22 protein-coding genes are annotated in these 21,534 nt (G+C 70.7%); 13 read left to right on the forward strand and 9 right to left on the reverse strand.

The window, feature by feature from the left end; translation table 11 throughout:
* Positions 1-176 precede the first annotated feature (176 nt).
* The 7 genes from ABT070_RS35250 (at position 177) to pstB (ending at position 8,535) form a co-directional block, all read left to right on the forward strand.
* Positions 177-2,534: an RNA degradosome polyphosphate kinase gene (locus ABT070_RS35250; protein ID WP_351766790.1), complete on the forward strand. Its 2,358-nt coding sequence runs from the start codon at positions 177-179 to the stop codon at positions 2,532-2,534.
* On the forward strand, positions 2,515-3,618 hold the full coding sequence (locus tag ABT070_RS35255; RefSeq protein ID WP_351766792.1) for a CHAD domain-containing protein: 1,104 nt from the start codon (positions 2,515-2,517) through the stop codon (positions 3,616-3,618). The genes ABT070_RS35250 and ABT070_RS35255 overlap by 20 nt, the downstream gene beginning before the upstream one ends.
* Before the next feature lie 22 nt (positions 3,619-3,640).
* Positions 3,641-4,084 carry an NUDIX hydrolase gene (locus ABT070_RS35260; protein WP_351766795.1) on the forward strand — a complete coding sequence of 148 codons (444 nt, stop codon included), beginning with the start codon at positions 3,641-3,643 and terminating at the stop codon, positions 4,082-4,084.
* Between the two features lie 256 nt (positions 4,085-4,340).
* Positions 4,341-5,468, forward strand: a complete 1,128-nt coding sequence (pstS, locus tag ABT070_RS35265) for a phosphate ABC transporter substrate-binding protein PstS (RefSeq protein WP_351766797.1) — start codon at positions 4,341-4,343, stop codon at positions 5,466-5,468.
* A 142-nt stretch (positions 5,469-5,610) separates the two neighbouring features.
* On the forward strand, positions 5,611-6,630 hold the full coding sequence (gene pstC, locus ABT070_RS35270) for a phosphate ABC transporter permease subunit PstC (protein WP_351766799.1): 1,020 nt from the start codon (positions 5,611-5,613) through the stop codon (positions 6,628-6,630).
* Positions 6,627-7,691 (forward strand): phosphate ABC transporter permease PstA, encoded by a 1,065-nt coding sequence (gene pstA / locus ABT070_RS35275; protein ID WP_351766801.1) that lies wholly within the window; start codon positions 6,627-6,629, stop codon positions 7,689-7,691. Before pstC ends, pstA begins: the two co-directional genes overlap by 4 nt.
* A gap of 67 nt (positions 7,692-7,758) precedes the next feature.
* Positions 7,759-8,535: a phosphate ABC transporter ATP-binding protein PstB gene (pstB, locus tag ABT070_RS35280; RefSeq protein WP_351766803.1), complete on the forward strand. Its 777-nt coding sequence runs from the start codon at positions 7,759-7,761 to the stop codon at positions 8,533-8,535.
* Between the two features lie 125 nt (positions 8,536-8,660).
* Here pstB and ABT070_RS35285 read toward each other — a convergent pair whose 3' ends face one another.
* Together ABT070_RS35285 and ABT070_RS35290 are read right to left on the reverse strand one after the other, a co-directional pair.
* Complete coding sequence (locus tag ABT070_RS35285) at positions 8,661-9,659, reverse strand: inorganic phosphate transporter (RefSeq protein WP_351766805.1); 999 nt, start codon at positions 9,657-9,659, stop codon at positions 8,661-8,663.
* A 7-nt stretch (positions 9,660-9,666) separates the two neighbouring features.
* Positions 9,667-10,287, reverse strand: a complete 621-nt coding sequence (locus tag ABT070_RS35290; protein ID WP_057579445.1) for a DUF47 domain-containing protein — start codon at positions 10,285-10,287, stop codon at positions 9,667-9,669.
* A 230-nt stretch (positions 10,288-10,517) separates the two neighbouring features.
* On the opposite strand from ABT070_RS35290, the gene ABT070_RS35295 reads away from it, so the two are divergent.
* Complete coding sequence (locus ABT070_RS35295; protein ID WP_351766807.1) at positions 10,518-10,868, forward strand: metal-sensitive transcriptional regulator; 351 nt, start codon at positions 10,518-10,520, stop codon at positions 10,866-10,868.
* Here the strand turns inward: ABT070_RS35295 and ABT070_RS35300 are convergent, their stop codons facing one another.
* Positions 10,869-11,069, reverse strand: coding sequence for a hypothetical protein (locus tag ABT070_RS35300; RefSeq protein ID WP_351766808.1), 201 nt, complete (start codon positions 11,067-11,069; stop codon positions 10,869-10,871).
* Between the two features lie 130 nt (positions 11,070-11,199).
* Positions 11,200-12,036, reverse strand: a complete 837-nt coding sequence (locus ABT070_RS35305) for an SCO4651 family lipoprotein (RefSeq protein WP_351766810.1) — start codon at positions 12,034-12,036, stop codon at positions 11,200-11,202.
* A gap of 142 nt (positions 12,037-12,178) precedes the next feature.
* Here ABT070_RS35305 and ABT070_RS35310 point away from each other — a divergent pair, with 142 nt between their 5' ends.
* Together ABT070_RS35310 and ABT070_RS35315 are read left to right on the forward strand one after the other, a co-directional pair.
* Positions 12,179-12,349, forward strand: a complete 171-nt coding sequence (locus tag ABT070_RS35310) for a hypothetical protein (protein WP_351766811.1) — start codon at positions 12,179-12,181, stop codon at positions 12,347-12,349.
* A gap of 111 nt (positions 12,350-12,460) precedes the next feature.
* On the forward strand, positions 12,461-14,017 hold the full coding sequence (locus ABT070_RS35315) for an FAD-binding oxidoreductase (protein WP_351766813.1): 1,557 nt from the start codon (positions 12,461-12,463) through the stop codon (positions 14,015-14,017).
* Between the two features lie 9 nt (positions 14,018-14,026).
* Here ABT070_RS35315 and ABT070_RS35320 read toward each other — a convergent pair whose 3' ends face one another.
* Together ABT070_RS35320 and ABT070_RS35325 are read right to left on the reverse strand one after the other, a co-directional pair.
* On the reverse strand, positions 14,027-14,737 hold the full coding sequence (locus ABT070_RS35320) for a phosphatase PAP2 family protein (protein WP_351766815.1): 711 nt from the start codon (positions 14,735-14,737) through the stop codon (positions 14,027-14,029).
* A gap of 168 nt (positions 14,738-14,905) precedes the next feature.
* On the reverse strand, positions 14,906-15,913 hold the full coding sequence (locus ABT070_RS35325; RefSeq protein ID WP_351766816.1) for a C40 family peptidase: 1,008 nt from the start codon (positions 15,911-15,913) through the stop codon (positions 14,906-14,908).
* Positions 15,914-16,219: 306 nt separating this feature from the next.
* Between ABT070_RS35325 and ABT070_RS35330 the strand changes: the two genes are divergently transcribed.
* Positions 16,220-16,921, forward strand: coding sequence for a carbonic anhydrase (locus ABT070_RS35330; protein ID WP_351766847.1), 702 nt, complete (start codon positions 16,220-16,222; stop codon positions 16,919-16,921).
* Positions 16,922-16,925: 4 nt separating this feature from the next.
* Here the strand turns inward: ABT070_RS35330 and ABT070_RS35335 are convergent, their stop codons facing one another.
* Entirely contained in the window at positions 16,926-17,672 is a 747-nt protein-coding gene (locus ABT070_RS35335; protein ID WP_351766818.1) for a trypsin-like serine peptidase, read from the reverse strand.
* A gap of 116 nt (positions 17,673-17,788) precedes the next feature.
* Here ABT070_RS35335 and ABT070_RS35340 point away from each other — a divergent pair, with 116 nt between their 5' ends.
* A complete protein-coding gene (locus tag ABT070_RS35340) occupies positions 17,789-18,043 on the forward strand; it encodes a DUF397 domain-containing protein (RefSeq protein WP_351766820.1) in 255 nt (84 codons plus the stop codon).
* Between the two features lie 65 nt (positions 18,044-18,108).
* Here the strand turns inward: ABT070_RS35340 and ABT070_RS35345 are convergent, their stop codons facing one another.
* Together ABT070_RS35345 and ABT070_RS35350 are read right to left on the reverse strand one after the other, a co-directional pair.
* Positions 18,109-18,279, reverse strand: coding sequence for a hypothetical protein (locus tag ABT070_RS35345; protein WP_028807375.1), 171 nt, complete (start codon positions 18,277-18,279; stop codon positions 18,109-18,111).
* Positions 18,280-18,416: 137 nt separating this feature from the next.
* On the reverse strand, positions 18,417-19,676 hold the full coding sequence (locus ABT070_RS35350) for a phospholipase D-like domain-containing protein (protein ID WP_351766821.1): 1,260 nt from the start codon (positions 19,674-19,676) through the stop codon (positions 18,417-18,419).
* A 437-nt stretch (positions 19,677-20,113) separates the two neighbouring features.
* Between ABT070_RS35350 and ABT070_RS35355 the strand changes: the two genes are divergently transcribed.
* Positions 20,114-21,394, forward strand: coding sequence for a SpoIIE family protein phosphatase (locus ABT070_RS35355; protein ID WP_351766823.1), 1,281 nt, complete (start codon positions 20,114-20,116; stop codon positions 21,392-21,394).
* Positions 21,395-21,534: the final 140 nt, after the last annotated feature.

Below are 21,534 nucleotides of genomic sequence, written 5' to 3' on the forward strand. Positions count from 1 at the left end.
CCGCCCCTCGCCGCGGGGTGTGCGGGTCCCTCCACGGGGGGAGGGACCCGCACACCCCGCGGCACGTGCCCGTACACAGCCGCTCCACGACATCGACCCCCGCGAGCCGCTCCCCGATATCCCGCACGCCATGTCGCCGTAACCATCGGTTCAGACGACCTTGCGACCCTCGGCGAATGAAGCCCGCCGTGCCCGAGCCTTCGCCGCCTCCCGGGGGAAATCAGCCCCTCGGAGGTCCCCACGCGATCCCGCCCGCACGTTCCGACGCGCCTGTCACGCTCCTGGCGCGGAAGAATGGGTCCATGAGCCAGTCAGACGCCCATGCCGAGGTCCAGCACGCGCAGCCCTCCGTGGGCTCCATAGCCGCGCACCGCCCGCACACGGTCTCCGCCGTGGTCTCCGATCTCGAGCCCGACATCGACGCCGACCTCGACACGTACGAGGAGGCGCCGTACGACGGCCCGCAGCTGCCGCAGGGCCGCTTCCTCGACCGGGAACGCAGCTGGCTCGCGTTCAACGAGCGTGTTCTGGAACTCGCCGAGGACCCGAACACGCCCCTCCTCGAGCGGGCCAACTTCCTCGCCATCTTCGCCAGCAACCTGGACGAGTTCTTCATGGTCCGGGTGGCCGGTCTGAAGCGCCGGATCGCCACCGGCGTCGCCACCCGTTCGGCCTCCGGTCTCCAGCCGCGCGAGGTGCTGGAGATGATCTGGGCCCGCTCGCGCGAGCTCATGGCCCGGCACGCCGCGACCTACCACGAGGACATCGCCCCCGCCCTCGCGGAGGAGGGCATCCACCTGGTCCGCTGGGGCGAGCTCACGGAGAAGGAGCAGGCCCGCCTGTTCACGCTCTTCCGGCACCAGATCTTCCCCGTGCTGACCCCGCTCGCCGTCGACCCCGCGCACCCCTTCCCGTACATCTCGGGTCTCTCGCTCAACCTCGCGGTCGTCGTGCGCAACCCGGTCAGCGGCCACAAGCACTTCGCGCGCGTCAAGGTGCCGCCGCTGCTGTCCCGCTTCCTGGAGAGCTCCCCCGGCCGGTACGTCCCCATCGAGGACGTCATCGGCGCCCATCTGGAGGAGCTCTTCCCGGGCATGGAGGTCCTGGAGCACCACGCCTTCCGGCTCACCCGCAACGAGGACCTCGAGGTCGAGGAGGACGACGCCGAGAACCTCCTCCAGGCCCTGGAGAAGGAACTCATGCGGCGCCGCTTCGGGCCGCCGGTGCGCCTGGAGGTCGAGGAGTCCATCGACCGCGAGGTACTGGACCTGCTGGTGCGCGAGCTGAAGATCAGCGAGGCCGAGGTCTACCCGCTGCCCGGCCCGCTCGACCTCACCGGTCTCTTCCGCATCCACGGTCTCGACCGGCCCGAGCTGAAGTACAAGAAGTTCATCGCCGGCACCCACCGCGACCTCGCCGAGGTCGAGTCGGCGTCCCCGCCGGACATCTTCGCGGCCCTGCGCAGCCGGGACGTCCTGCTGCACCACCCGTACGACTCCTTCTCGACGTCCGTGCAGGCGTTCCTGGAGCAGGCGGCGCTGGACCCGGACGTCCTCGCCATCAAGCAGACCCTGTACCGGACCTCGGGCGACTCCCCGATAGTCGACGCGCTCATCGAGGCCGCCGAGTCCGGCAAGCAGGTCCTCGTCCTGGTCGAGATCAAGGCCCGCTTCGACGAGCACGCCAACATCAAGTGGGCGCGCAAGCTGGAGGAGGCCGGCTGCCACGTCGTCTACGGCCTCGTCGGCCTGAAGACGCACTGCAAGCTGTCGCTGGTGGTCCGTCAGGAAGGCGACACGCTGCGGCGCTACTGCCACGTCGGCACCGGCAACTACCACCCGAAGACGGCCCGGCTCTACGAGGACCTCGGCCTGCTCACCGCCGACCCGCAGGTCGGCGCGGACCTCTCCGACCTCTTCAACCGGCTCTCCGGCTACTCCCGCCGCGAGACCTACCGCCGCCTCCTCGTCGCCCCCAAGTCCCTGCGTGACGGTCTGATCGCCCGCATCGACAAGGAGATCCAGCACCACCGCGCCGGACGGCCCGCGCACGTCCGTATCAAGGTCAACTCGATCGTCGACGAGGCGCTCATCGACTCGCTCTACCGCGCCTCCCAGGCGGGCGTGCGGGTCGACGTGTGGGTGCGCGGCATCTGCGCGGTGCGTCCGGGCGTGCCGGGCCTGTCGGACAACATCCGGGTCCGCTCCATCCTCGGCCGTTTCCTGGAGCACTCCCGGGTCTTCGGGTTCGGCAACGGCGGCGAGCCCGAGGTGTGGATCGGCAGCGCCGACATGATGCACCGCAACCTCGACCGCCGTATCGAGGCCCTGGTCAGGGTCACCGACCCGGCCCACCGGGCGACCCTGAACCGGTTCCTGGAAACAGGCATGTCCGATTCCACCGCCTCCTGGCACCTCGGCCCGGACGGCGAGTGGATCCGGCACTCGCACGACGCGGACGGCGCGCCCCTGCGCAACGTCCAGGAGATGCTCATAGACGCCCGGAGGCGCCGGCGTGGCACAGCGACACCATGACCTGACGGACCCCGTGGCCGGGCCCGTGTCCACCGGGGACGCCCTGGCGGGCTATCTCCGGGGCCAGGCCACGGAGTTCCTCCGCGCGCTGCGCCTGCACCGGGAGACGGGCGGCGCCGTGTCGAACGGCTCGTCGAGCGCCTCGGCGGGCGGTGCGGCGAGCGCGGAGGTACGCGTCGACGCGGTGCGCGCCCTGCGCCGCTCGGCCCGTCGGATCAGCGGCAGCCTGCACACCTTCCGACCGCTCCTCGAGCCCGAGTGGTCGGAGGGGATCCGCCCCGAACTGGCGTGGCTGTCGGGCACGTTGGCCCTGGAGCAGGCGTACGGGGCCCGTCTGGAGCGGCTGCTGCTGGCGCTGAACCGGCTGTCGGGCTCGACGCCGGTGCCCAGCCAGCCGGGAGGTCCGGCGGGCCCGCACGCGGACGACCGGGCCGGCGCCCACCCGGCGGCCCCGGACCGCGGCAACCTCACCGTGGGCGCGGCGAAGGCGGGCGCCCTGCTGGACCGCCAGCTCACCCTCGCCCGCACCCGGGCCCATTCGACCGCCCTCCAGGCCCTCGGCTCGTCCCGCTTCCACGCCGTCGCCGACAAGGTCGCCGTCCTCGCCAGCGAGGTCCTGCTCACCCCCGCTGCCCCCGCCACCGACCTGCGTCCCCTGGCCACGGCGGCCGAGGAGCGCCTCGCCGCCGCGGTCACCGCGCTGCCGCTCGTCACCGCGGGCAGCCCGTACAACGCCGAGGCCCTGATCCACGGCCTCTCCCCGGACCCGGCCCCGCACCCGCAGGACGCGCCCTGGCACCAGGTCCGCCTGCTGCTGCGGCTGCACCGCTACGCCTGCGAGGTCGTGCACGGCCGGAACACCCCGCTGGACGTCCGCCTGCTCGCGGCGGGTGAAGCCCTGGACCGGCACCGTGACGCCTCGGAGGCGTCCTCCGCCGCGGCCCAGGCGGCCCGCACCCCCCGTATCGCGCCCGCGACGGCGTACGCGCTCGGCGTGCTGCACGCGGACCAGCGGCACGAGGTGGAGGCCGCGCGGTACGCGTTCCAGCGGTCGTGGCAGAAGCAGACCATCGGCGCACCCTGACCGGACAGGTGGTGAGGACCAGGTGAGCACTGCGGACAACCCCGACGACAACCCCGACGACAGCCCCGTCCAGGCGGCGGGCTGTGTGCTGTGGCGCCGCTCCCCGGCGGACGGCGGGCTGGAGCTCTGTCTCGTCCACCGCCCCAAGTACGACGACTGGTCGCACCCCAAGGGCAAGCTGAAACGTGACGAGGACCCGCTCGCGGCGGCCCTGCGGGAGGTCCGGGAGGAGACGGGCTACCGGGCAGCGCCCGGCACCCGGCTGCCGACCGTGGACTACGAGGCGAACGGCCGTCCCAAGCAGGTCCGCTACTGGGCGGCCGAGGCCGTGTCCGGCGCGTTCGCCCCGAACGACGAGGTGGACCGTCTCCTGTGGCTCCCTCCGCCGGCCGCCCGCGACCGGCTCACCCAGCCGAGGGACCGCACGCTCGTGGACGCCCTGCTGCACGTCCTGCACCTGGCATAACGGGTGGGCACAGCGGGCCGGTCGCCGGAATCGCCCCGTGTCCTCGACGTAAGCGTTCCGTGACCTAACCGCACCGCCTCCAGGGGTTCACCCCCCGTTCACTCGCGCCCGTAGGCGCCTTCACCTGATCTGCCTAATTTCGGCCTTACGCGGTGCGGTGCGCGACCCAGGTGGTCGTGTCCGTGCCGAGCAGACTTCTGCATACTCCGCACGCCGCCGGATTCAGGACGGCGGCTCCTGGAAGGATCTTCCTCAAGTGAAGCTTCAGCGCATGAACCGGCGGGCTCTCTCCCTCGGTGCTCTCGCCGTCTCCGGCGCCCTGGCCCTCACGGCGTGCGGCTCCGACGACACCGGCTCCAGCAGCGGCAGCAGCTCCTCCGCCACCGCGGCCGCCGGATCCATCAAGTGTGACGACGCCAAGGGCCAGCTCCTCGCCGACGGCTCCTCCGCGCAGAAGAACGCGATCGACGCGTGGGTCAAGAACTTCACGCAGGCCTGCTCGGGCGTCCAGGTGAACTACAAGGGCTCAGGCTCCGGCGCCGGTGTCACCGCGTTCACGCAGGGCCAGGTCGCCTTCGCCGGCTCCGACTCCGCGCTCAAGCCCGAGGACGTCACCGCCTCCAAGGCGGTCTGCTCCGGCGGCCAGGGCATCGACCTGCCGATGGTGGCCGGTCCGATCGCCGTCGCCTTCAACGTCTCGGGCGTGGACGACCTGACGCTGGACGCCGCGACGATCGCCAAGATCTTCGACGGCAAGATCACCAACTGGAACGACGCCGCGATCGCCAAGCTCAACCCCGACGCGAAGCTGCCGGACCTGAAGATCCAGCCGTACCACCGCTCGGACGAGTCCGGCACCACGGACAACTTCACCAAGTACCTGATCGCCGCCACCCCGGACAACTGGAAGTACGAGGGCGGCAAGGCCTGGCAGGCCAAGGGCGGCCAGGCCGCGGCCGGCTCCTCCGGTGTCGCCCAGGGCGTCAAGCAGACCAACGGCGCCATCGGCTACATGGAGCTGTCGTACGCCAAGGACGGTCTGGGCACCGTCGCCGTCGACACGGGCGCCTCGGCCCCGGTCAAGGCCTCCTCCGACGGCGCCACCAAGGCCGTCGCCGCGGCCCAGGTCGTCGGCACGGGCAGCGACCTGTCGCTGAAGCTGGACTACAACACCAAGGCCGAGGGCGCCTACCCGCTCACCCTGGTCACGTACGAGATCGCCTGCGACAAGGGCAACAAGGCCGCCACCCTGCCGGCCACCAAGGCGTTCCTGCGCTACATCGCCAGCGAGGACGGCCAGGGCATCCTGTCGGGCATCGACTACGCGCCGATCCCCGACGCCATCATCGCCAAGGTCCGCACCACCATCGAGGGCCTGAGCTGATCCCAGTGGTGCGGTCCGGCGCCGGGGGAAACCCGGTCCGGACCGCACCCGTCCGGTGCACCGCCGCCAGGGGCCGTCCGCAACCCGGCCCCACCCGAGCCGCCCCCACACCCGCAGGCGGCTCCGCAGACCGGAGACCTCCATGGACATATCGACACAGAACACAGACACGGACGACACCCCTCCGCCCACCGCCCCGCCGGCCGTGAACGCCGAGCAGAAGCGCGCGGCGCGCGGTGCCACCCGGCCCGGTGACCGGATCTTCCTGGCCCTCTCCCGCGGCTCGGGCATCTTCCTGTTGGTGATCATGGCCGCGATCGCGGTCTTCCTCACCTACCGGGCCTACCTCGCCATCAGCAAGGACGACGCCAACTTCCTGACCACCTTCGAGTGGAACACCGGCCTCGTCCCGCCGAAGTTCGGCATCGCGGTCCTGGCCTTCGGCACGGTGGTCTCGTCGATCATCGCGATGGTCATCGCGGTGCCGATCGCCGTAGCGATCGCCCTCTTCATCACCCACTACGCCCCGCGCCGCATGAGCGGCCCCGTGTCGTACGTGATCGACCTGCTCGCCGCCGTGCCGTCCATCGTGTACGGCCTCTGGGGCGCCCTGGTCCTCGTACCGCACATGGACGGCCTGTTCGGCTGGCTGAACCACTACCTGGGCTGGACCGGCGTCTTCTCCTGGGACGACGGCGCCCCGCGCTCGATGCTCACGGTGGGCATCCTGCTGGCCGTGATGATCCTCCCGGTCATCACCAACGTCAGCCGCGAGGTCTTCCGCCAGGTCCCGCAGATGCACGAGGAGGCGGCCCTGGCGCTGGGCGCCACCCGCTGGGAGGTCATCCGCATGTCGGTGATCCCCTTCGGCCGCTCCGGAGTCATCTCGGCCTCGATGCTCGGCCTCGGCCGCGCGCTGGGCGAGACGATGGCGGTGGCCACCGTCCTCTCCCCCGACTTCGACATCCACGCCAGCCTCCTCAACCCCGGTGGCGGCACCTTCGCCCAGAACATCGCCAGCAAGTTCAACGAGGCGACGGAGTTCGGCCGTGACGCGCTCATCGCCTCCGGTCTGGTCCTGTTCGTCATCACCCTGCTGGTCAACGGCGCGGCACGCATGATCATCGCCCGCCGCAGTGAGTACTCGGGGGCCAACGCATGAGCCACGCAGCAGCAGTAGCCGACAAGTCCCCGAGCACGCTCCAAGGTGCCAGCCTCCCGCGGTGGTCGCCCTGGGCCATCGCGGCCGGTTCGCTCGCCCTCGCGATCGGCATCGGCCTCGCCGGCGGCCTGGACAGCAAGGTCCAGTGGGGCCTGATCGCCGGACTCCTGTTCATCTTCGGCACGTTCGGCATCGCCGCGAAGGTGGAAGGCCGCCGCCAGGCGAAGGACCGGGTGTCGACCAGCCTGGTCTGGACGGCGTTCATCCTGGCCGTGGTCCCGCTGGTCTCCCTCCTCTGGACGACGATCCAGCGTGGCGTGAAGGTCCTGGACGTCTTCTTCCTCACCCACTCCATGGGCGTGGTCGCGGACAGCGAGCCGGGCGGCGGCATCTACCACGCCATCCTCGGCAGCCTGGAGCAGGTGGGCCTGGCGACCGCGATCGGCGCCCCGATCGGCATCCTGACGGCGATCTACCTGGTCGAGTACGGCCGGGGCGCCCTGGCGAAGTCGGTCACGTTCTTCGTGGACGTCATGACCGGCATCCCGTCGATCGTCGCGGGCCTGTTCATCCTCAGCCTGATGCTGATGCTCGACATGCAGCCCTTCGGCTTCGCGGGCTCCCTCGCCCTGGCGATCCTGATGATGCCGGTCGTCGTACGCTCTACAGAGGAAATGCTGAAGCTGGTCCCGAACGAGCTGCGCGAGGCGTCCCTCGCCCTGGGCGTCCCGAAGTGGCGCACGATCCTGAAGGTGGTAGTCCCGACCTCGATCGGCGGCATCATCACGGGCGTGATGCTGGCGATCGCCCGTATCGCGGGCGAAACGGCGCCGGTGCTCCTCCTCGTCTTCGGAAACCCGTTCATCAACGCGAACCCCTTCGAGGGTGCGCAGGCGTCGCTGCCGCTGTACATCTACCAGCAGTACTCACAGAGCGCGGGTTCGACGGCGGCCTACGACCGCGCCTGGGCGGCGTCGCTCACACTGATCGCCTTCGTGATGATCCTCAACCTCGTGGCCCGCGGCATCGCCCGCTGGAAGGCCCCGAAGACCGGTCGCTGAAACAGCGATCCGCGGCCACCGCCGCACGGGGCCCCCTCAGCGACTGACTGGAAGTGAAGTAGAAAAAATGGCGAAGCGAATCGACGTAAGCGGTCTGACCGCCTACTACGGATCCCACAAGGCGATCGAGGACATCTCGATGACGGTCGAACCGCGCTCGGTGACGGCCTTCATCGGCCCCTCCGGCTGCGGCAAGTCGACGTTCCTGCGCACGCTGAACCGTATGCACGAGGTGACGTCGGGCGGCCGGGTCGAGGGCAAGGTGCTCCTGGACGACGAGGACCTGTACGCCGCGGGCGTGGACCCCGTCTCGGTCCGCCGCGAGGTCGGCATGGTCTTCCAGCGCCCGAACCCGTTCCCCACCATGTCGATCTTCGACAACGTGGCGGCGGGCCTGCGGCTGAACGGCTCGTACAAGAAGAGCGAACTGGCGGACGTCGTCGAGAAGTCCCTCAAGGGCGCCAACCTCTGGAACGAGGTCAAGGACCGTCTGAACAAGCCCGGCTCGGGCCTGTCCGGCGGCCAGCAGCAGCGGCTGTGCATCGCGCGCGCCATCGCCGTGGAGCCGAAGGTCCTGCTGATGGACGAGCCGTGCTCGGCCCTGGACCCGATCTCCACCCTGGCGATCGAAGACCTGATCGGCGAACTCAAGGAACGCTTCACGATCGTCATCGTGACGCACAACATGCAGCAGGCGGCGCGCGTCTCGGACCGCACGGCCTTCTTCAACCTGTCCGCCGTGGGCCAGCCCGGCAAGCTGATCGAGATCGACGACACGGAGCGCATCTTCTCCAACCCGTCGGTCCAGGCGACGGAGGACTACATCTCGGGCCGCTTCGGCTGACCGACCCCCCGACCCCTCGCGGTGCTGCATGGCGGTGCCACCGCGAGGACGCAAAAGGGCCCGCCCTCCGGACAGGAGGGCGGGCCCACATGCGTGTCCGGCCCGAACCGGGGCCGGGGGAACCGCTAGAGGAACGCCACGTTCACGACCCAGAACGCGCACGCGGCGACGAACCCGGCCGCGGGCATCGTGATGAACCACCCCAGGACGATGTTCTTGGCGACACCCCACCGCACGGCGTTGATCCGCTTGGTCGCCCCGACACCCATGATCGCCGAAGTGATCACATGCGTCGTCGAGATCGGCGCCTTGAACAGGAACGCCGTGGTGAACATGATCGACGCCCCGGTCGTCTCCGCGGCGAACCCCTGCGGCGGATCAAGCTCGATGATCTTCCGCCCGAGCGTCCGCATGATGCGCCACCCACCGGCGTAGGTCCCCAGCGAGAGCATCACGGCACAAGCGATCTTCACCCAGACCGGAATCGGATCGTCGGCCCCCTGCACATCGCCGATGACGAGCGCCATCACCACGATGCCCATCGTCTTCTGCGCGTCCTGGAGGCCGTGCCCCAGCGCCATGCCCGCGGCCGAGACCGTCTGGGCGATCCGGAAGCCCCGCTTGGCCTTGTGCGGGTTGGACCGGCGGAACATCCACAGAATGGCCGTCATCACCAGATAGCCGACGATGAGCCCCACGACCGGCGAGACGAACATCGGGATGACGACCTTGTCGAGGACGCCGGACCAGATGACCTCGGTGCCGCCGGCGAGCGCCGCGCCCACCATGCCGCCGAACAACGCGTGCGAGGAGGACGAAGGCAGCCCGAAGTACCAGGTGACAAGGTTCCAGACGATCGCCCCGATCAGCGCGGCGAAGAGGATCCCCATCCCCTTCGACCCCTCGGGCGTCTCGATGAGCCCCTTGCTGACGGTGTGCGCGACCCCGCTCCCGAGGAACGCGCCGGCGAGGTTCATCACCGCGGCCATGGCCAGCGCCGCCCGAGGCGTCAGCGCCCTGGTCGAAACAGACGTGGCAATAGCGTTCGCGGAGTCGTGAAAGCCGTTCGTGTAGGTGAATCCGAGCGCGACGCCAATGGTCACAATCAGAGCAAAGGTGTCCATTAAGTGCTCAGGACTCCTTGACCGCGATGGTCTCCACCGTGTTGGCCACGTGCTCGAAGGCGTCGGCGGCCTCCTCCAGCACATCCACGATCTGCTTCAGCTTGAGCACCTCGATGGCCTCGTACTTGCCGTTGAAGAGATGCGCGAGCAGCTTGCGGTGGATCTGGTCGGCCTGGTTCTCGAGCCGGTTGACCTCGATCCAGTACTCGGTGAGGTTCTCCATGGTCCGCAGGTTCGGCATGGCCTCGGCCGTCAGCTCGGCCGCCCGTGCCAGCACCTCGATCTGCTGCTCGACGCCCTTGGGCAGTTCCTCGACGTTGTAGAGGACGACCAGGTCGACGGCCTCCTCCATGAAGTCCATGATGTCGTCGAGGGAGGACGCCAGGTTGTAGATGTCCTCACGGTCGAACGGCGTGATGAACGAGGAGTTCAGCTGGTGGAAGATCGCATGCGTGGCGTCGTCACCTGCGTGTTCAGCGGCCCGCATACGCTCTGCGATCTCGGCCCGGCCGGCGGGGTCCGCCCCGAGCAGTTCCATCAGGAGTTTCGAGCCCGTGACGATGTTGTCCGCGGATGCGGCGAACATGTCGTAGAAGCTCGTCTCCCTGGGGGTCAGACGAAAGCGCACGTGGGGTCCTCAGGATGCATCGGTTTCGGTCAGGCTGATGCTAGGCGCATCATCCGGCCACGGCTAATGGGCCGTACACCAGTGTCGCCCATCGGACAGAGCCACCGGGAGGGGGGCGACCGACGGGTGCGGGACCGGCGAAGTCCCTGCTCGGGGCGTATACCCACCGAAGTTCGGTACGATATACCCAGTAGGGGTATATGTGCGGAGCCGGAGCGCTGGAGGACACGATGACGACCACAGAGGCCGGCGGACCCACCGCCGCACCCGGCGTCGGACCGGACCACGCGCCCGGGACGGTCCACGGCTACCACAAGCAGAAGGACGAACACCTCAAACGCCTGCGCCGCATCGAGGGCCAGATCCGCGGCCTCCAGCGCATGGTCGACGAGGACACCTACTGCATCGACATACTCACCCAGGTGTCCGCCTCCACCAAGGCCCTGCAGTCGTTCGCGCTCCAGCTCCTGGAGGAACACCTGCGCCACTGCGTCGCCGACGCGGCCCTCAGGGGCGGCGACGAGATCGACGCGAAGGTGGAAGAGGCGACCAAGGCCATCGGCCGCCTGCTGCGCACCTGATCAGCGCCCCGCGCCGGCCCCCGCACCGGAGTCGCCGGCCGCCCGTTCCTCCCCCACCCGCAGCACCTGGTCGATGCTCTCGAGGCTGAGCCGTTCCTCCCCGGCCGCCGAGGCGGCGATGATCAGCTCCCCGCACAGCTCGATCTCGGCGAGTGCCTCGTGGTCCTGAACTGCCGTACCGCCGCCCGGAGCCACGCGCATCACCTCGTCCCTGCCGTCACCGACTTCCTAGAGTAGGGAGCGCCGCACACCGGGCGCATGGCACGGACGGGCTAGTCCTTGTGTCCACCCGGTGGCCGAAAATGTCTGTCCCGGCCCGCCCGGCCCGGGCTCATTCCTCCGCGATCCGCCCCGCGTAGATGTCGGCGGCGGCCGGCAGCCGCACCTCGACGGGCGCCCCGAAGTCGTACAACAGGGTCGTGGAGGCCACCGCGACGGCCTCCTTCCGCTGCCCGTTCACAAAGCTGAACCGGTGCCGGACCTTGCGGATGCGCCCTTCGTCGTCGAGGTAGACGTCGAACGGCACCCGCGCCGTGGCGAACCCCTTCGCCGCCGCCCGCAGCGCATCCCGTCCGCCCGCCGACGCGTCGGCGGCGGCCGCCGCCAGATCGGCGATCCCGCGGTAGTGCCGCACCGCCGTCCCCGCCACCTCGGTCCGCCCCACGTACGTCGCCGTACGCGTCCCCCGCAGCACCTCGGCGGCGGCGAACGGATCGGTGGCCCCGCCGGTCACGAGGTTCCCGTCGGACAGCACCGCCGTCTCCACCCGCACCCACTTGTCGTCCGGCACCCCGGCCCCCCGGTTCTTCATGAACAGGGCTCCGGGTGCGAGGAGTTCGGTGATGGGGCGGTGCTCACTGGTCCCGGCCGGATCCTGCGGCAGCAGCACCTTCAGCTCGCCGCGCTGCGTGCGGTAGTCGTACACGCCCTGGCCCCGGATGGTCACCCGGGTCCCGCCGGTGGCCATCTCCATCGACGTACGGGCCTTCGACGTGCCCGCCTCCACGAGGGCGTCGGCGGCCCGGTGCAACGTCTCGACGGGATCGGCCGCCCGGCCGTCCTCCGCGGCGGCCCCGCCGGCGGAACACCCGGCGGCGCCCGCGCAGACCCCAGCCACGAGTCCCGAAAGGACCTTCGCACCCCACTGCCTGGGCCGCCGCTCCGCCATGACCTGTGCACCCCCAACCGGTACGTCCGTCACAGGCTTCCTGTCGTTCCGGTTAACGACGGGTAAGTGCCCCCGTCACGCCGGTCCGAAGGCTTGCGACCGCCATACGGGTTCATTACCGATCCTGGGTAACGTTGTCCCTGTGACGCAGCAGGACGGCTCGACCCACCCCCGCACCGACGGGGAACACCGCACCACGACCGTCGAACAGGGCAGGTTCTGCCTGGCCCGCTGCACCTGCGGCTGGCGCGGACCGGCCCGCAGAGCGAGAAGCATGGCGAGAACGGACGGAGAACTGCACACCGGCGGCTGACGTCACCGTTCCGTCACCGCCGGCCCCCGCCGGAACCTGTGATCCCATGACCCCGTCTCGCTCCACGAGGCGGCATGCAGCCGACGGGCGGCCGAGGGAAGGCGCAAGAACATGGAACGGCGTACGTTCATCGCGGGCGGCACGGTCGCGGTCGCGACGGCAGCGACCGCGTGCAAGGCGAACGGCGGCGGGGCGGGCGCCTCCGCCTCGGCCACCGGCGACAGCAAGACGGCCCCCCTGACCACGACCAGCGTCGCGGCCCCGGCCGACTGGGCCGCGCTCGCCCGCGACCTGGACGGCACCCTGGTCCGCCCCGGCGAGGCCTCCTGGGCCGCCGCCCGCCAGCTCTACAACACCCGCTTCGACAGCCTCAAGCCGGCGGCGGTGGCCTACGTCGCCCACGCCGACGACATCCGCACGGTCCTGGCGTACGCCCGCGCCCACAAGGTCAAGGCCGCGATCCGCAACGGCGGCCACTCCTACGGCGGCTGGTCCTCGGGCGACGGCCGGCTGATCGTCGACGTCTCCAAGCTGAACCGGGTCCGGGCGAGCGGCACTTCGGCCGTGGTCGGCGCGGGTTCGAAGCTGATCGACGTCTACCGGGCGCTCGCCGCGAAGGGCGTGACGATCCCGGCGGGCTCCTGCCCGACGGTCGGCGTCTCCGGCCTGGTGCTGGGCGGCGGCCACGGCGTCGTCTCCCGCGCCTACGGTCTGACCTGCGACAGCCTGACCCGGGCCACGATCATCACCGCGGACGGCAAGCAGCTCACCGCCGACGCGACGACGAACAAGGACCTGTTCTGGGCCCTGCGCGGGGCCGGCAACGGCAACTTCGGCATCGTCACGGAGCTGGAGTTCAGGACCCATCCCGCGCCCCAGGCGGTGACGGGCTACCTCACCTGGCCCTGGTCGAAGGCGGCGGCGGTGGTGAAGGCCTGGCAGGAGTGGGGCCCGTCCCAGCCCGACGAGATCTGGTCCTCCCTCCACCTGGCCAACGCCACCGGCGGCACCCCGACCATCTCCGTCGCCGCCTTCTGCATCGGCACGTACGGCCAGCTCCAGAACGCGGTCGACCGCCTCGCGGACCGCGTCGGCGCCCCCGCGACGAACGTCTCCCTCCGCCGCCGTACGTACGAGGCGGCGATGGAGATCTACGCCGGCTGCTCGTCGTTCTCCTCCGACGCCCAGTGCCATCTGCCGGGCTCGACGCCGGGCCGCTCCCCGCAGGGCGCGCTGGGCCGGGAGACGTACGCGGCCCGCTCGGACTTCTTCGACGTCTCGCTCTCGGCGGCGGGCATCCAGACCCTCCTCAAGCAGATGGCGTCGGTCCAGGGCGGCTCGGGCAGCATCGCCCTCACCGCGCTGGGCGGCGCGGTGAACCGGGTCTCGCCCACGGCCACGGCGTTCGTCCACCGCCGCTCGCGCATGCTGGCGCAGTACATCGGCGCCTGGCGGGCCGGCACGGCGGGGACGGCGGCCCAGTCCTGGCTGACGACGGCCCACAAGGCGATGGCCCCGTACGCCTCGGGCGCGGCCTACCAGAACTACGCCGATCCGACGCTCACGAACTGGCGCAAGGCGTACTACGGCGACGCGCTCACGCGCCTGACCCAGCTGAAGAAGCAGTACGACCCGAACGGCTTCTTCAGCTATCCCCAGGCGCTCTGACGTACCGCTCTAGGCGGCGAGGTCCCGCTCCTCGGCGGCGACCTCGGTCCGCGCGCCGGGGATGAGCCCGTCCCGCTGCCCGGTCCGGGCGGCCCGGCTGCGCACGACCCAGCCGACCCGGGGCGACCGGTCGACGGCCTTCAGCACGGGGGTGAGCAGCATGGAGGCGACGGGCGACAGCAGCAGGGCCACCGCGGTCCCGAGCGCGAACCCGCCGACGACGTCCGTCGGATAGTGCACACCCATGTAGATCCGGCAGAACCCCTCGATCAGGGCGATCCCTATCCCGGCGAGCCCGAATCTGCGGTGGGCGACGAACAGCCCGACGGCCATGGCCATCGTGAGGGTGGCGTGGTCGCTCACGAAGGAGTAGTCGGTCTTCCCGGAGACGAGCACCTCCAGCCCCTGATGGTCGAGAAAGGGCCGGGGCCGCTCCACGAATCCCCGTATGGGGACGTTCACCAGCACGGCGACGCCTGCGGCGAGCGGCGCCCAGATCAGGGCGGCGACGGAGGACGCGGCCTCCTCGGCCCCGCCGGGCCGCCGCCTGACCCCCCACCAGCACCACACGATGAGCAGCAGCATGGCGAGGAGCAGCCCGTACTCGCCCACGAACTCGACGGTCCGGTCGAGCCAGTGCGGAGCGTCCTTGGCGAGCCCGTTGATGTCATAGAGCAGGTCGACGTCGGGGTTCGACCCGGATTCGGCGAGTCCAGCCATGGTGCTGCGGCCCCTTCGTCGTGTTCCGCTCGGCGCACCTCACATGCGCCCGCTCCAACAGGAACGCACGGCCCCGGTTGATACGTTCCGCTCTCCACTGAATGATCACTCAGACGTTATCGAAGAGAGATAGATCGCCGCAGCTCAGGGGGCGGGTGCGGAGATCCTTCAGACGGTCGTGGGGAGCGCTTTCGCGCCATCTTCGGTGACGCGCGTGGCCCCGAAGTACTCGGCCGTGTCGATGGGGTCGAACCGGATGACGGCCCCGGTGTAGGGCGCGTTGATCATGTACCCGCCCCCCACGTAGATCCCGACGTGGTGGATGGCCCGCGAGTTGTTCGGATCGGTGGAGAAGAACACCAGGTCCCCCGGCAGCAGCTCGCTGCGCCGCGGATGCGGTCCCGCGTTGTACTGGTCGTTGGCGACCCGCGGCAGGGTGATCCCGACGCTCTCGTAGGCGGCCTTGGACAGCCCGGAGCAGTCGAACCGTCCTCCCTGGTCAGCGGTGCCGTTGCCGCCCCAGAGATAGGGCGTGCCGAGCTTCTTCTGGGCGTAGTAGATGGCCCCCGCGGCCTGCTCGGACGGATCCACCCGGCTGACCGGCGCGGCGAAGGACTCCGCCAGCGTCGTGATGGTCTTCACATAGTTCTGGGTCTCCTTGTACGGCGGCACGCCCCCGTACCTGATGACCGCGTAGGCCCCCGCGTTGTACGAGGCGAGCATGTTGTCCGTGGCGTTGCCGGGGACGTCCTTCACGTACGAGGCGAGCTGGCAGTCGTACGAGGCGGCCGACGGAATCGCGTCATTCGGATCCCAGACGTCACGGTCGCCGTCGCCGTCGCCGTCGATGCCGTGCGTGGCCCAGGTGCCCGGGATGAACTGCGCTATCCCCTGCGCGGCGGCGGCGCTCTGCGCCCTCGGGTTGAACCCGCTCTCCTGGTAGAGCTGGGCGGCGAGCAGCGCGGGGCTGATGGCGGAGCACAGACTGCCCCACTTCTCCACGAGCGTCTGGTAGGCGGCGGGCACGGCGCCCTTGGCCAGTGCTCTGCCCGCGCCGCCCACGCCGCTCGTGGCGCTCCCGCCGACGAGGTACACCCCGATGACGAGCGCCATCATGAAGGCGGCACCGGCACTGACGGCAGCGGTCGCCACGATCCACGCCTTACGCACCGTCAACCGCCCCTCGCCGCCCAGGAGTCCGCCCCCGACAGTGTAGAGGCGGCTCCCGCCCCACGGGGTGATCACGAACAGCGTCGGACCGGACTTCTGCGCGGGTCACCGTCGGGGCGCGCGGACCGGGTCGCGTAAAGGGCGGGCATGGGACAGCCCAAGCGCCCACCATCGGCCGGCCTCGGATCACCCTTCCCCCGTCATGATCGGGCAACGTGGGCACCGGGGTTCGGGCTCGGACATACGTTCCCTCCCGTGATCACCGAAGAGACCTCCCCCACAACCGCCCGCCGCGCCCTGCTGCGCGGTGGCATGGCCGGGGCGTTGGCCCTGGGCGGCGCGGCCCTCGGCACCGCCCCCGCGTCCGCCACCGCCCCCGCGTCCGCCGCCGGCCCCACGACCGCCGCCGGCCCCCGCACCACGCACCGCCCCGGCACGGCCGAGGAGGCCTTGCGGGAACTGGCGGCCGGCAACCGCCGCTGGCGCACCTTCCGCGAGCGGCACCCGGACGAAACACCGTCCGTCCGGGCCGCCCTGACGTCCGGTCAGCAGCCCTTCGCCCTCGTCCTCGGCTGTATCGACTCCCGGGTGCCGCCCGAGCTGGTCTTCGACCAGGGCCTGGGCGATCTGATGACCGTCAGGAGCGCGGGCGAGGTCCTCGACGAGGCCGTGCTCGGCAGCGTCGCGTACGGCGTGCTCGAACTGGACATACCCCTGGTCGTGGTCCTCGGCCACCAGTCGTGCGGCGCCGTGAAGGCGGCCGTGCAGGCGGACCTCACCGGCACCCGGCTCCCCGACCACATCCAGTACCTGGCCGACCGGATCGCCCCGTACATCGACCGCTCGAAGGAGGGCGACGCCCGCGTCGACTCGACCATCGACGCCAACATACGAGCCGTCCGCTCCCGTCTCGCCGCCGAACCCGACCTCGCCGCGAAGATCGCCACCGGCGAACTGGCCGTCGTCGGCGCGCGCTACGAGCTGACCACCCAGCTCGTCCACCGCATCGCGTGACGCCTCAGGGGCCGAAGGCGGCGTCCCGGTAGAGCTCCGCCGCCTCCGGCCCCAGGACCACGCTGTACGAGATGTCGGCCGTCGCGCCGCCCTGCTCGTGCCCGCCGAGCACGCCGACCACCTCCCCGTCGCCGTTCACCCAGGGGCTGCCGCTGGTTCCGCCGGTGAGATCGGGGCAGTCGATGCGCTGCTGGGTGGAGTTGTGGGCGGTGGGCCGGTTCGTGCAGCGGATCGGCGCCTCGAGGGAGTCGGGGTAGCCGGTGACGGTCACGGCGGTCGCCCCGGTGGTCGTACGCGTGGCGAACCGGTTGCCGCCGACCACGTCCTCGACGTCCTCACCGCTCCGCTCGTCGAGGACGGCGAACGCCACATCGCTGTCCTCGTCCTGCCCCCGCGCCCACCCGTCGGGCAGGACGACCCGCTCGACGCGCCAGATCCCGTAGGGGGCCTCGCCGTCCCGGTAGCCCGGGGCGAAGGCCAGCTCGCCCGCCCCGCCGAGGCAGTGTGCCGCGGTGACGACGAGGTCGCGGTGCGGACTGTGCACGACGGAGGCGGTGCAGAAGTGCTCACCGGCGAGTTTCCCGGCTTCGGCGTCGGCGGCGGTGAACAGCGCGCCGACCCGCGCGGACTGCGCCGTGGCCACCGCGACGGCCGTCACCCCCAGGGGTCCGGGCCCACCGTCGGCGGCCGCCTCGGAGGCGGAGGTGACGGCCAGCAGCACGACCGCACCGAGCAGGGCGTTTCGCTTCATCGGGTTCACTGTGTCCCACGAAGGTGAGAGAAACGTCAGACGCATGCTTCCCCCACGACGCTACCCGCACTCCGCCCCCAGCACCTTTTCTCCGGTGCGGGGTCTACCGTGGGCAGGTGGCTGACACCCCCTGCGACCTCATCTGGACCCGCGCCGCCCCGCCGGACGCGACCGGCCCCGGACCCTGGATCGAGATCGCCTTCGGCGAGGGAGACGACGGTGAGGCTCCCGTCCATCTCCGCGTGACCGACGACCCGGGGAACGTCGTCACGACGAACCGCAGAAAGTGGGACGCTTTCGTACTGGGCGTCCAGGCGGGCGAATTCGACCACTTCGTCGAGGGCGTACTGGAGAACGACGGCACCGAATAGCGGGCCGGTATGCCGAAGGGCCCCGCGGGCAATGGCCGACGGGGCCCTTCGTACCGGCTTTCCGCCTACCAGCGGTACCAGCGGCCCTTGCGGCCGCCGTGCCCGGCGGGTCGGACCACGAAGCCCACCAGCCAGACCGCCAGGACGATGACGGCTATCCACCACAGGGCCTTGAGGGCGAACCCGGCACCGAAAAGGATCAGAGCGAGAAGCAGAACAACAAGCAGGGGAACCATGATTATCAACCTCCGATGAATCATGTGCCCCACGGAATCCCCTTCACGCCCTCAAATCTTGAATGCATATGCGCGGGATTCCCGGGAATACGGATCGCCCGGGAATGCGGGTCGCCCGGAAACAGCGCTCGCCGGAGTCACAGAAAGCGGCGGATGGGCAGGACGGCGACCTCTCGCGCCCGCTGCAGCGCGGAACGCCGCTTCCAGCGACCCTCCCGGATCAGCGCGGCGTTCTTCAGGTCCTCGTCGAAGTGGCCGTCGAGCGTGGCCGTGAACTCCTGGTCCAGCACGGCGAGCATGATCTCCTCGTCGTGGTCGAGCGACCTGCGGTTGAAGTTGGTCGACCCCACCAGCGCGGCGACGCCGTCGACGGTGATGACCTTGGCGTGCATCATCGTCGGCTGGTACTGGTAGATCTTCACGCCACAGGCCGTGAGGTCCTCGTAGTAGTGCTGGCCGGCCAGCTGGCAGACCCGCTTGTCGGTGTGCGGGCCGGGCAGCAGGATCTCCACCTCCACGCCCCGCCGGGCGGTGGCGCACAGCAGTTCGATGAAGAAGACGTCCGGCGAGAAGTAGGCGGTGGCCAGCCGGAAGCGGTCCTCGGCCGACTCCAGCATCACCCGGATCAGGGTCTGCATGTCCTGCCAGCCGAAGCTGGCCGATCCGCGCACCACCTGCACCACCGCGTCGCCCTGCGGGCGGTGCGGGACGAACCGGTCGCAGTCGTCGAAGAGCTCGTCGTGGCATTCGGCCCAGTTCTGCGCGAAGGCGGCGGCGACGCCGTCCACGGCCGGCCCGCGGAGCTCCACATGGGTGTCGCGCCACTCCCGCTCGTTGCGGGCGTTGCCGCACCACTCCTCGGCGATGCCGACCCCGCCGGTGAACGCCGTCTGCTCGTCCACGACGAGGACCTTGCGGTGGCAGCGGTGGTTCTGCTTGAACGGCGAAAGGGTCAGCGGTCTGCGGAACCAGGCCACCTGCACCCCGGCCCGCTCCATCTCCGCCAGCAGTTCCTTCTCGATCAGCCGGCTGCCGAACCCGTCCAGCAGCAGCCGCACCCGCACGCCGTCCCGGGCCCGGTCGGCCAGCGCCCGCGCGAACTCGCGGGCGATGTCACCCCTCCAGTACACGAACGTCATCATGTCCACGGTGTGCTCGGCGGACCGGATGGCCGCCAGCATCGCCGGAAAGATCTCGTCCCCGTTGCGCAGGGCGGTGAGCGCGTTGCCCTCGGTCGCCGCGATGCCGATCAGCCGCTCCAGGCGGCGCCGTATCCGCGCGGCGCGCTCCTGGACCCGCTCCGGTGCCGACGCGTCGACGGCGGAGGCGGAGGCCGAGGCGGAGGCGGAGGCCGAGGCGGAGGCGGTCGGCTCGGGCCGGTCCTGCGTACTGGTCATGACGTCACCTGGCCGGCGCCCACAGAGAACAAGGGAGCCGCGCTGCCCGGTCCGGCACGGGACGCGGCGAGCAGACTTTACTCCCGCACCGCGGCCCGCCCGGCGCGGACGCCGCCCGCCCACCACCCCACTCACCCTCGGTGACGATCCGCACGCCGGGCGTGAGACGAGGCCGCTCGCCGTCACCGGCCGCGAGGGGAGCGCTCTGCGAGAATGTGACGTATGACTGTGCGTCGTACGACCGTGCGGAGCAGGAACCGGGCGACGGTGTCCGGCCGCGCCGGGAGCCCGGTCGTGACGCCCGCGCACGGATGCGGCTGCGGCTGCGGCTCCGGCTGCGGCTGCGCCCAGAAGATGCGGCGTCCGGCGGTGCCGCACCTGGAACGCGACCTCACCGTGTTGACGTTCGTGAGGCACGACCGCGCCAGAGCCCCGCGATGAAGTGCGGGGCCGGCGAAGGGAACGGCGAGAGCGGCGGACACCCGCGCCCCGGGGAGCGGCCGGGCGACGGCCGGACGGCGCTCCCCCCTCTGTTGGAGGACAGCGTCGAGGACCTGTACGAGCACGCGCCGTGCGGCTTCCTCTCCACCCTGCTGGACGGCACGATCGCAAAGATCAACACGACCCTGCTGAACTGGCTCGGCTACTCCTGCGGCGATCTGGTGGGCCGCAGGACCTTCTCCGACCTGCTCACCGTAGGGGGCCGTCTCTACCACGAGACCCACTTCGGCCCGCTGCTGCGCATGCAGGGCGAGATCAGCGGGATCGCCCTGGAGCTCAAGGCGGCGGACGGCAGCCGGCTGCCCGTACTGGTCACCTCCACGGTCAAGTCCGGCAGCGACGGGAAACCGGTACTGATCCGCACCACCGTCTTCGACGCCCGCGACCGGCGCGCCTACGAGACCGAACTGCTGCGCGCCCGGCAGGAGGCGGAACGCGAACGCGAAGAGCTCAAGCGCCTCAACACCACCCTGCAGCAGACCCTGCTGCCCCCGGCGCTGGTGAGTGTGCCCGGACTGGACGTGGACGCGTACTACCACATCGCCTCCCCCGACAAGGTCGGCGGCGACTTCTACGACCTCTTCCCGCTCGCCGCGGGAACGTGGGGGCTGTTCCTGGGCGACGTGTGCGGCAAGGGCGCCGCGGCCGCGGCCGTCACCTCCCTGGCCCGCTACACCCTGCGTGCCGCCGCGGTCTACGACCCCGACCCGGTCGCCGTCCTGAGCAACCTGAACACCGTCCTCAACCATGAGTACAACGGCGACGACCCCCGGTTCTGCACCGTCGTCTTCGGACTGCTCACCCCCGACACCGACCACGGCGGCTTCCGCGTCACCCTGGCCGGCGGCGGCCACCCCCCGGCCCTGCTCCTGCGGGCGGACGGAAGCGCCGGCACCCTGGACACCCCCGGCGGACAGCTCATCGGGGTCCTGCCCGATGCCCACATCGCCACCACGACCGTCCATCTCGAGGCGGGCGACACCCTGCTGCTGCACACCGACGGCCTCACCGAAGCCCACACGGCCGCGAACAGCGACGACGACCGCTACGGGGACGAGGCGCTCCTCGACTTCGCCCGGGCTCTCGCGCCCACCACCGCGGCCGGCGCCGTCGGCGCGATCCGCGACCTGCTCGACACCTTCGGCGCGGGTGTCGACGACGACACCGCCGTCCTCGCCATCAGCGTGCCCCGGCCCACGGGCGAAGAGCGGCGCTGAGCCGGCCCACCGTCCGCTTCCGGGCCACCGCGCAGGCGGCCTGAGCCACCCGGACACCCCCGTGCCGCGCCCCGGGCTCCCGAGGGCGTCCGCACGGAGGAACGCGCTCCGGCGGGCCCGAGGTCAAGCGCCGGCCATCG

Origin of the sequence: Streptomyces sp. NPDC002884 (genome assembly GCF_040295245.1) — a bacterium.
Lineage (GTDB): Bacteria > Actinomycetota > Actinomycetes > Streptomycetales > Streptomycetaceae > Streptomyces.